12 protein-coding genes and 1 riboswitch are annotated in these 12,776 nt (G+C 34.0%); all 12 genes read left to right on the top strand.

From position 1 onward, the window contains the following. Positions 1 to 11: 11 nt before the first annotated feature. Positions 12 to 118: riboswitch (SAM riboswitch) on the top strand. Positions 119 to 214: 96 nt separating this feature from the next. Then, positions 215 to 1,240, top strand: a complete 1,026-nt coding sequence (locus tag A4G25_RS05385) for a methionine ABC transporter ATP-binding protein (protein WP_047132873.1) — start codon at positions 215 to 217, stop codon at positions 1,238 to 1,240. Beyond that, complete coding sequence (locus A4G25_RS05380) at positions 1,233 to 1,928, top strand: methionine ABC transporter permease (protein ID WP_047132874.1); 696 nt, start codon at positions 1,233 to 1,235, stop codon at positions 1,926 to 1,928. Before A4G25_RS05385 ends, A4G25_RS05380 begins: the two co-directional genes overlap by 8 nt. A 26-nt stretch (positions 1,929 to 1,954) precedes the next feature. Next, positions 1,955 to 2,779 (top strand): MetQ/NlpA family ABC transporter substrate-binding protein, encoded by an 825-nt coding sequence (locus A4G25_RS05375; RefSeq protein ID WP_047132875.1) that lies wholly within the window; start codon positions 1,955 to 1,957, stop codon positions 2,777 to 2,779. A gap of 371 nt (positions 2,780 to 3,150) precedes the next feature. Next, positions 3,151 to 3,909: a Fe-S cluster assembly ATPase SufC gene (sufC, locus tag A4G25_RS05370; protein ID WP_047132876.1), complete on the top strand. Its 759-nt coding sequence runs from the start codon at positions 3,151 to 3,153 to the stop codon at positions 3,907 to 3,909. Between the two features lie 65 nt (positions 3,910 to 3,974). Continuing rightward, complete coding sequence (gene sufD / locus A4G25_RS05365; protein WP_047132877.1) at positions 3,975 to 5,282, top strand: Fe-S cluster assembly protein SufD; 1,308 nt, start codon at positions 3,975 to 3,977, stop codon at positions 5,280 to 5,282. Positions 5,283 to 5,483: 201 nt separating this feature from the next. After that, entirely contained in the window at positions 5,484 to 6,722 is a 1,239-nt protein-coding gene (locus A4G25_RS05360) for a cysteine desulfurase (protein WP_047132878.1), read from the top strand. Continuing rightward, the gene (gene sufU, locus A4G25_RS05355) at positions 6,712 to 7,182 is read left to right on the top strand and encodes a Fe-S cluster assembly sulfur transfer protein SufU (protein ID WP_047132879.1); all 471 of its coding nucleotides are present in this window, start codon (positions 6,712 to 6,714) and stop codon (positions 7,180 to 7,182) included. Before A4G25_RS05360 ends, sufU begins: the two co-directional genes overlap by 11 nt. 229 nt (positions 7,183 to 7,411) lie before the next feature. Next, complete coding sequence (sufB, locus tag A4G25_RS05350; RefSeq protein ID WP_047132880.1) at positions 7,412 to 8,809, top strand: Fe-S cluster assembly protein SufB; 1,398 nt, start codon at positions 7,412 to 7,414, stop codon at positions 8,807 to 8,809. Between the two features lie 204 nt (positions 8,810 to 9,013). Further along, a complete protein-coding gene (locus A4G25_RS05345; RefSeq protein WP_047132881.1) occupies positions 9,014 to 9,664 on the top strand; it encodes a zinc ribbon domain-containing protein in 651 nt (216 codons plus the stop codon). Between the two features lie 10 nt (positions 9,665 to 9,674). Continuing rightward, entirely contained in the window at positions 9,675 to 10,220 is a 546-nt protein-coding gene (locus tag A4G25_RS05340; protein ID WP_063164625.1) for a hypothetical protein, read from the top strand. Then, positions 10,217 to 12,295: an AAA family ATPase gene (locus A4G25_RS05335; protein ID WP_063164624.1), complete on the top strand. Its 2,079-nt coding sequence runs from the start codon at positions 10,217 to 10,219 to the stop codon at positions 12,293 to 12,295. The genes A4G25_RS05340 and A4G25_RS05335 overlap by 4 nt, the downstream gene beginning before the upstream one ends. 132 nt (positions 12,296 to 12,427) lie before the next feature. Beyond that, positions 12,428 to 12,643, top strand: a complete 216-nt coding sequence (locus A4G25_RS05330; protein ID WP_047132883.1) for a hypothetical protein — start codon at positions 12,428 to 12,430, stop codon at positions 12,641 to 12,643. Positions 12,644 to 12,776 lie beyond the last annotated feature (133 nt).

Genomic DNA, 12,776 nt, shown 5'->3' with positions numbered 1-12,776 from the left:
AATAGTGTTGTCTCTTATCAAGAGAGGTGGAGGGATGTGCCCTGCGAAACCCGGCAACCGTCTTTATATAGAAATGGTGCCAATTCACAAAAAGTTGAACTGCTTTTGAAGATGAGAGAAAGAAATTTTAAATTGCTTTCTCTTATTGCTACAAGCAGCAATAAGAGAAAGCATTTTTAATTTGGTAGTGTAAGCAAGGAAAGGGGAGTATAGGGTGATTCAACTAAAACAAATCGTCAAACGGTATAAGACGAAGCATCAAGATGTACTAGCTGTTGATCATGTCGATTTAGATGTGGCAGAAGGTACTATTTACGGCGTTATAGGGTTTTCAGGCGCTGGTAAAAGTACGCTTGTCAGAATCTTAAATTATTTAGAAGAACCAACTTCAGGTGAAGTGATTATAGACGGTGAAGAACTAGGTAAGCTTTCTAAAGCCCAATTAAGAAAAAAACGTCAAAAAGTCAGCATGATCTTCCAACATTTTAATTTATTATGGTCAAGAACCGTGTTGGACAATATTACATTTCCATTGGAAATTGCAGGGTATAACCGTCGTGACGCTGTAAGAAGAGCAAAAGAACTTGTTCAATTAGTAGGTCTAAGCGGACGGGAAAAAGCTTATCCTTCTGAATTGTCAGGGGGTCAAAAACAAAGGGTCGGTATTGCGAGAGCGTTAGCAAATGATCCTAAAGTCTTGCTGTGCGATGAAGCAACAAGTGCGTTAGACCCGCAAACAACTGATGAAATTTTAGAGTTGCTTTTGAAAATAAGAAAAGAACAAGATTTAACAATTGTGATTATTACACATGAAATGAACGTTATTAGACAAATCTGCGATGAAGTTGCCGTTATGGAAAATGGACGTGTGATTGAGCGCGGAAATGTCAAAGAAGTATTTGAAAATCCTCAACATCAGGTAACTAAGCGTTTCGTTAAAGAAGGCTTAAATGATGAGTTTGATGAGTCGATTGAGGAATTGATTCCAGAATCGCAAGACGGTTATATTCTTAGATTTAATTTTGCAGGAGAAGAAACAACAGAACCTATCGTATCCTTTATTACTCAAAAATATAATTTAGATGTGAATATCTTAGAAGCGAATATTCGTCATTCTAAAAATGGACCTATTGGTTTCTTGATTGTACATATTGCAGGATTGAAAACTGAATATTTCGAGGAGTTCAAAAATGAACTGGAAGGTCATAATGTGAACGTGGAGGTGGTACGTCATGGATAAGTCATTCAGTGATATATTGCAAGAAATGATAACGATGCCTAACGTGCAATGGGATCAAGTATGGCAAGCTTCTATTGAAACGTTATACATGACTGCTGTTTCGACAGTGTTTGCTTTTGTTATCGGATTGATATTAGGCGTGTTGTTATTCTTGACGGCTAAGAGTACATCACCAGCAGCTAAGATTTTCTATCAAATTGTTTCATTTATAGTTAACTTATTCAGAGCGATTCCGTTCATCATTTTAATCTTATTGTTAATTCCATTTACGAGTTTGATTCTCGGTACAATTAGTGGACCGACTGGAGCATTGCCAGCATTGGTGATTGGAGCTGCTCCTTTCTATGCGCGTCTGGTCGAAATTGCTTTTAAAGAGATTAACAAAGGTGTAATTGAAGCGGCGCGTTCAATGGGAGCTAATACTTGGACAATTATCAGAAAAGTATTAATTCCAGAAGCACGTCCAGCATTGATTTCAGGTATAACAGTGACAGCTATTGCTTTAGTTGGTTCAACTGCAGTTGCCGGTGTAATTGGTGCAGGTGGTTTAGGTAACTTAGCATATTTAACAGGATTCACAAGAAACCAAAATGACGTTATTTTAGTTTCTACAATTTTAATTTTAGTATTCGTGTTCATCATCCAATTTGCGGGTGACTGGGCTACAAATAAAATAGACAAGCGTTAATATTTATTTTAAAAGGGGTAAAGCAAATGAAAAAAATTATTAGCATTTTGGCAATTTTAGTATTAACAGCAGCTTTGGCAGCTTGCGGCAACAAAGACAAAGAAAGCAGTGGAAATTCGAAAACCATTACAGTAGGTGCATCACCAGCTCCACATGCTGAAATTTTAGAAAAAGCAAAACCAATCTTGAAAAAAGAAGGTTATGACTTAAAAATTAAAACAATCAATGACTACACTACACCAAATAAATTAGTAGATAATGGTGAATTGGATGCTAACTTCTTCCAACATACACCATACCTAAATACTGAAAAGAAAAGTAAAGGTTATAAACTTGTATCTGTAGGAAATGTTGAATTAGAACCGATGGGTGTTTACTCTAAAAAATATAAAAGCTTAAAAGACCTTCCAAAAGGCGCTACAGTATATGTATCAAACAACCCAGCTGAAGAAGGACGTTTCTTGAAATTCTTCGTAGATGAAGGTTTAATCAAATTGAAAAAAGGTGTTAAAATTCAAGACGCTAAATTCAGTGATATTGTAGAAAATAAAAAAGATATCAAATTCAATAACAAACAATCTGCAGAATACTTACCGAAAATTTATCAAAACCAAGATGTTGATGCAGCTATCATCAACTCTAACTTCGCAATCGAACAACACTTAAGTCCTAAAAAGGATTCAATCGCGCTTGAAAAACCAAAAGATAATCCTTATGCAAACTTAGTAGCTGTTAAAGATGGCGATCAAAATGAGAAAAAAATCAAAGCTTTAATCAAAGTGTTACAATCTAAAGAAATCAAAGATTATATTAATAAAAAATATGACGGTGCAGTAATCCCTGCCAAATAATTTTGTGAATTTTATACTCCTCTGACCTATTAGGTTGGAGGAGTTTTTCTTTAGTTGTCAAAAGAAGAATGATTAGGTTGAGAGAAATTGTCAATATTATTATTGTGACAAAAATATTGGTAATGATAATTTGACGTGAGAAAATGAGAATCAAAAAGAACTATTTTAGTGAATTAAATCACGATAAAATATAGATTTAATAGTGATTACTATATTAGAATTCTTTTAATTTAGGTGCTCAAAAGGTTTATTATAGGGTTCAATTGCGTTATAATTTATAAGTGTACCAATGTAGTGCGGTTTTGACTACAGATTAAAATTATTATAAACTAGTATATGAAATACTATTTATGTTTACGGAGGGACTTTTAATGCCATCAACATTGGAGATTAAAGACTTACACGTGTCTATTGAGGATAAAGAAATCTTAAAAGGTGTTAATTTAACAATTAATACTGGAGAAATTCATGCAGTTATGGGACCGAACGGTACTGGTAAATCTACATTATCAGCTGCTATCATGGGTCATCCTGCATATACAGTTACACAAGGCGAAGTATTACTTGACGGTGTAAACGTTTTAGAATTAGAAGTAGATGAACGTGCAAAAGCTGGTTTATTCTTAGCTATGCAATACCCATCAGAAATTACTGGTGTAACAAATGCTGACTTCATGCGTTCTGCAATCAATGCTAAACGTGAAGAAGGTAAAGAAATTAACTTAATGCAATTTATTAAGAAACTAGATAAAGAAATGGAATTTTTGGATATGGATCCAAATATGGCGCAACGTTATCTTAACGAAGGATTCTCTGGCGGTGAGAAAAAACGTAATGAAATTTTACAATTAATGATGTTGCAACCTAAATTTGCAATTCTTGATGAAATTGACTCTGGGTTAGATATCGACGCATTGAAAGTTGTATCTAAAGGTATTAATGAAATGCGCGGAGATGAGTTCGGTTCATTAATTATTACGCACTACCAACGTTTATTAAACTACATCACTCCAGATTTCGTACACGTTATGTATAACGGCAAAATCGTTAAAACAGGCGGAGAAGAATTAGCACAACGTCTTGAAAACGAAGGTTACGAATGGGTTAAAGAAGAATTCAGCGAAGCATAATTATAATGCAAACTGATAAGACAACTGATTAAATGTTATAAGTATCGTTAGGAGGAAATGAAGTTATGACGACTGAAACTTTGAACATTTCTGAAGCAGAACTTGTTGAATATTCACAAGCCCACAATGAACCTTCTTGGATGACAGATTTACGTAAAGAAGCATTGAAACTTACTGAAACTTTGGAAATGCCAAAACCAGATAAAACAAAAATCGATAAATGGGATTTTGACTCATTTAAACAATTAGAAACTACTTCTGATAAATATAAAGATATTAATGATGTACCTGATTCAATCGAAAAAGTTATCGATGTGGAAAAATCAGAAAACTTGATTATCCAACACAACAACACATTAGCTTTTTCTCGTGTTTCTGAATCAGCACAAAAAGATGGCGTAATTATCGAAGGCTTAGCAGAAGCTTTAGTTAATCACGGCGACTTAGTACAAAAATATTTGATGCAAGATGCAGTAACTGTAGACGAACATCGTTTAACTGCATTACACACAGCATTGATTAACGGTGGCATATTCGTTTATGTACCAAAAAATGTTGTAGTAGAAAATCCAATTCAATATGTCGTATTACATGATGATGAAAATGCAAGTTTCTTCAATCATGTTATTATTGCGACTGAACAAAGTGCTGAAGTAACTTACGTAGAAAATTATCTTTCTGATGTAAGCGGAGAAGGTAGTCAAGTGAATATTGTCTCAGAAGTAATCGCAGGGGCAAACTCAAATATCACGTATGGTGCAGTAGACTATTTAGATAAAGGATTCACTGGCCATATTATCCGTCGTGGTGTAACTGAAGCAGACGCTTCAATCAACTGGGCACTTGGATTAATGAATGAAGGTAATCAAATTATTGATAATACAACAAACTTGATTGGTGATCGTTCTACAAGTGAATTAAAATCAGTAGCTGTAGGAACAGGTTCTCAAAAATCAAATATCACATCTAAAATCGTACAATATGGTGTTGAAACAGATGGCTACATCTTAAAACATGGTGTTGTAGAAGATAGTGCAACAATTATCTTTAATGGTATTGGTTATATCAAACATGGCGGTTCTAAATCTGTAGCGAACCAAGAATCTCGTGTCTTAATGCTTTCTGAAAAAGCACGTGGGGATGCAAACCCAATTCTTTTAATTGATGAAGATGATGTTGAAGCAGGACACGCAGCTTCTGTTGGCCGTGTTGATGAGGAGCAACTTTACTACTTGATGAGTCGAGGAATTTCTCAACAAGAAGCAGAACGATTAGTTATTCACGGATTCTTAGATCCAGTAGTTAGAGAATTACCAATCGAAGACGTTAAACGTCAATTACGTGAAGTTATTGAATTAAAAGTAGCAAAATAATAAAGATAAGCTAGGCAGGAGAGAATGAGAAAAGGGGCTGCTTCAGGCTTTTAGTAGTTGTCTTACGATAAAGCTGTTTCAGCCTTCTTATCTGCACTCTTCTTCAACACGAAGATTTCCCAGAAAATTATTCATTGAAATCCTGTCAGCTATTATTTTGCACGACAAGTGATTATTAATGAAGAAAGGTCTGAGGATAAAGTGGCCGATACACTAAATGTTAATGAAATTATAGAAGATTTTCCTATTTTAAAACAGCAAGTTAACGGTAAACGCTTGGCTTATTTAGATACGACGGCAACAAGTCAAAAACCACTTCAAGTAATTGAAGCAATCGATGATTATTATAAACGCTATAATTCCAATGTTCACCGTGGTGTTCACACACTCGGTTCTTTAGCAACAGACGGTTATGAAGGTGCAAGAGAGACGGTAAGACGTTTCATTAATGCACATTACTTTGAAGAAATTATTTTTACAAGAGGTACAACAGCTTCTATCAACTTAGTTGCACGCAGTTATGGTGATGCGAACGTTTCTGAAGGCGATGAAATCGTTGTAACTGAAATGGAACATCACGCTAATATCGTGCCTTGGCAAGAACTTGCACATCGTAAAAATGCGACATTAAAATTCATTCCGATGACAGAAACAGGGGAATTGAATATTGAAGACGTCAAAGCGACTATTAATGATAAGACAAAAATCGTTGCAATCGCACATGTTTCTAATGTGTTAGGAACAATTAATGACGTGAAAGAAATTGCCAAAGTTGCACATGAGCATGGCGCAATTATCAGTGTCGATGGGGCACAATCTGCACCTCACATGAAGTTAGATATGCAAGATTTAGATGCAGACTTTTACAGCTTCAGCGGTCATAAAATGTTAGGACCGACAGGTATTGGTGTGCTTTATGGTAAACGTGATTTGCTTAAAAACGTGGAACCTATTGAATATGGGGGAGACATGATTGATTTTGTAGGCAAATATGATGCAACTTGGACAGATTTACCTGTTAAATTTGAAGCAGGTACACCTCTAATTGCACAAGCAATCGGATTAGCAGAAGCTATTAAATATCTTGAGAACATTGGATTTGACGCTATTCATGCACATGAAAAAGAATTAACTGAATACGCATATGAACAAATGTCTCAAGTTGAAGACTTAGAAATTTACGGACCTCCAAAAGACAGACGTGCGGGTGTGATTACTTTTAATATTAAAGATATTCACCCTCATGATGTTGCAACAGCGCTTGACACTGAAGGTGTTGCTGTACGTGCAGGTCATCACTGTGCACAACCACTAATGAAATGGTTGGGTCAATCTTCAACAGCGAGAGCAAGTTTCTATATCTATAATACGAAAGAAGACATTGATCAACTAGTATATGCTTTGAAACAAACGAAGGAGTTTTTCTCATATGAATTTTAATAATTTAGATCAGCTATATAGATCTGTAATTATGGACCATTATAAAAACCCTAGAAACAAAGGCAAATTGGATAACGGCTCTCTAACTGTTGATATGAATAACCCAACTTGCGGAGACCGTATTCATCTAACTTTCGATATTGAAGATGGTATTATTCAAGATGCAAAATTTGATGGAGAAGGTTGTTCAATCTCTATGTCTAGTGCTTCAATGATGACTGAAGCAGTTAAAGGTCATTCTTTAAAAGAAGCATTAGAAATGAGTCAAGAATTCTCTAAAATGATGCTCGGAGAAGATTACGAGTTAACAGAAGATATGGGCGATATTGAAGCGCTTCAAGGTGTTTCTCAATTCCCAGCTCGTATCAAATGTGCAACACTTGCATGGAAAGCTTTGGAAAAAGGTACTGTGGAACGTGAAGGTAAAGCAGATACAAATTCTGAACAAGATGCAAATTAAGTCAGTATATAACGGGTAAAATATAAACAACCGGTTTATAAGGTTTCGAATGAACCGGTTAAATGATAAGCTAGTAACATAGAGTATTATCTTAGAGCAGATAGTACAGTATAAAATAAGTTCACTTTTTAAGCTTAACTTATTCGAACAATCAACAAGATGCTCTATTAAATTGTAAATTGTCACGGGTAAATTATATCGTGTTGATTATATAAAAGGAGTGATTGAAATGGCTAAACAAGCACCTGATGTTGGGGATTACAAATATGGTTTCCACGACGAAGATGTTTCCATTTTCAGATCAGAACGAGGATTAACAGAAAATATCGTAACTGAAATTTCTAAAATGAAAGAAGAACCTCAATGGATGTTAGACTTCCGTCTAAAAGCCTTGAAGTTATTCTATAAAATGCCTATGCCTCAATGGGGTGGCGACTTATCAGAATTAAATTTTGATGATATCACTTATTATGTAAAACCATCAGAACATGCTGAACGTTCTTGGGACGAAGTACCTGAAGAAATTAAACGTACTTTCGACCGTTTAGGTATCCCCGAAGCAGAACAAAAATACCTTGCTGGTGTTTCTGCACAGTATGAATCTGAAGTTGTTTACCAAAATATGGAACAAGAATTGGAAGAGAAAGGTGTTATCTTTAAAGATACTGACTCTGCATTGAGAGAACATGAAGAATTATTCAAAGAATATTTCGCTTCAGTTGTTCCTGCTGGTGATAATAAATTCGCTGCATTAAACTCAGCAGTTTGGTCAGGTGGTTCATTCATCTATGTACCAAAAAATATTAAATTAGATACACCATTACAAGCATACTTCCGTATCAACTCAGAAAATATGGGTCAATTCGAACGTACATTGATTATTGCTGATGAAGGCGCTTCTGTTAACTATGTTGAAGGTTGTACAGCACCTGTTTATACAACAAACTCTCTACACTCAGCGGTAGTAGAAATCTTTGTACACAAAGATGCACATGTTCGTTATACTACAATTCAAAACTGGGCTAACAACGTTTATAACTTAGTTACAAAACGTACAATGGTTCATGAGAATGGTAATATGGAATGGGTTGACGGAAACTTAGGTTCTAAATTGACGATGAAATACCCTAACTGTGTATTAGCAGGCGAAGGTGCTAAAGGCAGCACGCTTTCAATTGCATTAGCAGGTAAAGGCCAAGTACAAGATGCTGGAGCTAAAATGATTCACTTAGCACCAAACACATCTTCTACAATTGTTTCTAAATCAATTTCTAAAGACGGTGGTAAAGTTGTTTACCGCGGTATCGTTAAATTCGGTCGTAAAGCTAAAGGTGCACGTGCGAATATCGAATGTGATACGTTAATCTTAGATAACAAATCAACTTCAGATACAATTCCTTATAATGAAATCATGAATGATGATATTTCATTAGAACACGAAGCTAAAGTATCTAAAGTGTCAGAAGAACAACTCTTCTACTTGATGAGTCGCGGTATTTCAGAAGAAGAAGCTACTGAAATGATCGTAATGGGCTTCATCGAACCATTCACTAAAGAATTACCAATGGAATATGCAGTAGAAATGAACCGTTTGATTAAATTCGAAATGGAAGGTTCTATTGGTTAATATAAAGTTCGCAATGAACAGCTGAATAAATTGATTTAAAAATGCAACGCTTATACTTACGAGTATAAGCGTTGTTTTTTATTGGAAAACAGACATGAAAATAATAAGGTAGCTTGATGTAATTAAAATAAGTTATTTTGTTGTCTACTATTTTAACGCGGTATATTGTAGAATATAATTAAATTGAATAGGGAGGTCAGAAACATGAAATGTTCGAAATGCGGTACTGCTGTTGAAGAAGGTACAAGATTTTGTCCTACTTGCGGCAGTCCTATAGAATCAACAAAACAAGAACCGCAATTTGGTGCGCAAACAACGCCATCATTCGGAGCACAAGAAACACCAACTTTCGGTGCACAAACATCCTCAAATTCTAATGAAAATAAAGGGGAAAAAGAAAATTCGACAGTAAAAACTGAAGAAACAAAATTCTGTGCAAATGCTGAACAAGAAAAACCAAAAGCGAACTTAGCCAGTAGTGCAAAAAGCGTAGTTTCACGTATTTTAAAACTGCAAAGTAACGATTTTTGGGTTAAATATTATATTATTTCTTTTATTTTTGCATTACTTAGTTATATGGGAAGTTCATTTGGGGGACTTCAATATGTATTTATTCTACTTAATTTTATTCTCTATCCAATTACCGAGTCCATATTACAAGAAGGTACAAAAATGGTGGGTATCAATTACATAGGTAATTCTTTGATTACAAGTTCTGATACACCCGGATGTTTAGTTTTGGTAGTCGTATTCATTAAAGTTATATACAAACTTTTGATATGGTCATTTTCTTGGATTATTGGTCCTTTAGGTGCTTTATATATGAATCATCTTGGCAAAAAGATGGGATTGTAGGTGTGGAAAAATGAGAAGACCACTTACAATCGGGCATGGTTTTGGTAAAACAAAACCAAATGAAATCGTAAATAAAGCAACGAGCGGTGATATTATTGTTTTTACTCCTTCCGATAAACCCTATTTGATAGAAAATGGGTTATCTATACCTTCAGGAGTGGAAATAACTTTTAGAAGTAATAGAAAACCTGAAGAGACAATAATTCAAGCGGGTTTTCAGATAGAAGGAAGTGTTTTATTTGAGAATGTCACCATTGACCTAGCTTCAGATAATCAAATACATCTATCCAATAACTGTAAAGTTGTTTTTCGAAATGTAATTATAAAAAATACTGAAATTAATCCTCCTATTTTTTGTGAAGCATCAAATGTTGAATTTTATCAAGTTACTATATTGAGTGAAAGCAGGTATAGTACTATTGAAATGGATAATTATTCTAATGCAAAGTTTGAGGGTTGTTTAATTACAGGGATTAAAATTTCAAATCATTCAGATGTTAATATTAATAACTCTAAAGTTAATCAAATATTAATGGTGAAAAATTCTTCTTTTTGACTTCTGAAAACCTTTATATAGATTATGAAAATGCATTAATACCTTTTTCTGCTGAAAATGATGTGAGTATTACTATTGAAAATTTATATTTACTCGGTAATGGTGATAAAAAATTTATATTACGAGATAAAGCAATCGTTCTTGCTCAAAATATTATTGCAAATAATAAAATAGAGGTGCTTTGTGATGATGATTCAGTATTAGTGTCGAATACAGATGTGAAGTTCAGTGAAGAAGAGACAAAACAAACAAAATCTCAATCCCAGTCTACTAAATTAGAACAATCTTCATATGAGGATATCTCATTTGATCCTGAAGCTGAATTTGACCCTTTCTTTTCCGAAGAAGATAGCGATTATTCTGTAATAGAGATAGATGATCCTACTAATAAAACTGTTAATGATAATACAGAAGAATTATCAAAATCATCAACTCAAGAAGTAAAAGATCCAAAGTTAGCTGAAAAATCTCTTAATGATTTAAATTCTTTAATCGGTTTAGAAACTGTTAAAAAAACAGTGAAGATGTTTATCGATAACATGAAAGTGAATCAAATGAAGAAAGAAAATGGTTTGCATTATGATAATATTTCTCTGCATTCAGTGTTTCTAGGTAACCCAGGCACAGGTAAAACAACTGTAGCCCGATTACTTGGAAAAGTATTATATCATAACGGTGTCATAAAATCAGATAACTTCATAGAAGTATCGAGAAACCAATTAGTCAGTCCTTTTGTGGGAGAAACAGCAGTACAAACACAAGAAATATTAGAAAAAGCAAAGGGCGGCATTCTCTTTATAGATGAAGCATATACACTCTATGATGAGAGTTCGATTAATCCAGGACAAGAATCATTAGATACCATACTTAAATTTATGGAAGATTACCGTGATGAAATTATAATTATTTTTGCGGGTTATACAAATGAAATGTATGATTTCTTCAATATGAATCCTGGTCTTCAATCACGTGTTCAACATAATTTCTTATTTGAAGATTATAATGATAAAGAAATGATAGAAATCGGAGAGTCTATTTTATTTAAGCAAGGCCTTGAATATAACCAAGAATTATATCGAAAACAATTAGTGAAAGCATTACATCAGTCCAATGATAATAGCAACGCACGTTGGGTGCGCAATTTCAATGAAAAATTAATCATGATTCAGAATTCGAGATTAGCTCAAAGCGAAGAAGTTAATCCAGAAGATTTGCAATGCATAATTGATGAAGATCTTTTACAAATGACTGCGAACGATACGCAAACTGAAGATTTAGATGAATTATTAAATCAACTCAATCAACTTGTAGGTTTAGATAATGTGAAATCATTTGTTAAGAAATTGATTAATGAAGTCAAAGCGAATAAATTGTTTGAAGAAAAAGGGATGGTTTTAGACAAACCGACGTATCATATGGTATTCACAGGACCTCCAGGGACAGGTAAAACAACCATCGCACGCTTAATTGCTAAGATTTTTTATAGTCTTGAAATTTTGTCAGAAGATAAAGCAGTTGAAGTAGATAGACAAAACTTAGTGGGGTCTTACATCGGTCATACTGAAAAGAATACTGCTAAAGCTGTCGATCAAGCTATGGGCGGTGTATTGTTTATAGACGAAGCTTATCAGTTGGCGTCAGGCGGTGAGAATGATTTTGGTCATTTGGCAGTAGAGACATTGATTACTTCTTTAGAAAACTACAGAGATAAATTCATCGCCATCTTTGCCGGTTATACAAACGATATGGAAAGGTTCTTAGATGAGAATGAAGGTCTGAAATCACGTGTTCCATATACAATTGAGTTTCCAGCTTATACACCAGATGAAGTGGCTGAAATCGTTGCGCGCAGCTTAAGTAAAGATTGGTCATTTGATGAAACATTTTTACTTCAAACAGTGAGTACAACATATGCAAACCTTAGTAAAGACCATCAAGCAAATGGGAGATGGGCTAGAAACACTGTTCAAAAACTTTTGGCAAACCATAAAACATATATTATCGAAAATGTAGATGAAATTTCGGATATTACACAAATAGAAAATGAAACAATTATGAATACTTTAAAAGAATAACTTTGAAAGCAGCAGTGGAATATTTATACTGCTGCTTTTGCTTATATTTTTAATAATTTACTCACTGTGGTATAAATAATATAAGTTTATAAATTGTAAAAAGACAACATGTAACGGATAAGGAGTCCAGATATGAAAAATACAGCGACATTATTAAAGATATTTACCGTTATTTTCATAATTTTAACGTTAGTCAGTCCCTTGTTTGCGATTGGCAGTATTATTTGCAGTGTAAAATTGAAAAAGTATGATGAAATCAATGGCAATCGTTTTTTAACAGCTTCTATTATAGCAGCAGCTATCTTTATGATATTGCACTTTATGTATTATTTAACCTATTTCTTTTAAAACTCAGGAACCTGGTATATAACTTGGTTTTTGAGTTTTCTTCTTAATATGTGTCGCATTTAAATCATACTTTTCAAAAGGAAAAAGTTGTGTAAAATAAAGGTATTATTGATAGATTCAGTAATTTTTTTAT

It is taken from the genome of Staphylococcus condimenti (genome assembly GCF_001618885.1).
GTDB classification, from domain to species: Bacteria; Bacillota; Bacilli; order Staphylococcales; family Staphylococcaceae; genus Staphylococcus; species Staphylococcus condimenti.
Note: the sequence above shows the minus strand (reverse complement) of the source record. Positions and strands in the feature narration are given on the sequence as shown.

Bases quoted from the DNA above. Each gene is read 5' to 3' on its own strand.
- A4G25_RS05375 (WP_047132875.1), top strand. From the start codon at position 1,955: ATGAAAAAAATTATTAGCATTTTGGCAATTTTAGTATTAACAGCAGCT.
- sufB (WP_047132880.1), top strand. From the start codon at position 7,412: ATGGCTAAACAAGCACCTGATGTTGGGGATTACAAATATGGTTTCCAC.
- sufC (WP_047132876.1), top strand. From the start codon at position 3,151: ATGCCATCAACATTGGAGATTAAAGACTTACACGTGTCTATTGAGGAT.
- A4G25_RS05330 (WP_047132883.1), top strand. From the start codon at position 12,428: ATGAAAAATACAGCGACATTATTAAAGATATTTACCGTTATTTTCATA.
- sufD (WP_047132877.1), top strand. From the start codon at position 3,975: ATGACGACTGAAACTTTGAACATTTCTGAAGCAGAACTTGTTGAATAT.
- sufU (WP_047132879.1), top strand. From the start codon at position 6,712: ATGAATTTTAATAATTTAGATCAGCTATATAGATCTGTAATTATGGAC.
- A4G25_RS05340 (WP_063164625.1), top strand. From the start codon at position 9,675: ATGAGAAGACCACTTACAATCGGGCATGGTTTTGGTAAAACAAAACCA.
- A4G25_RS05345 (WP_047132881.1), top strand. From the start codon at position 9,014: ATGAAATGTTCGAAATGCGGTACTGCTGTTGAAGAAGGTACAAGATTT.
- A4G25_RS05380 (WP_047132874.1), top strand. From the start codon at position 1,233: ATGGATAAGTCATTCAGTGATATATTGCAAGAAATGATAACGATGCCT.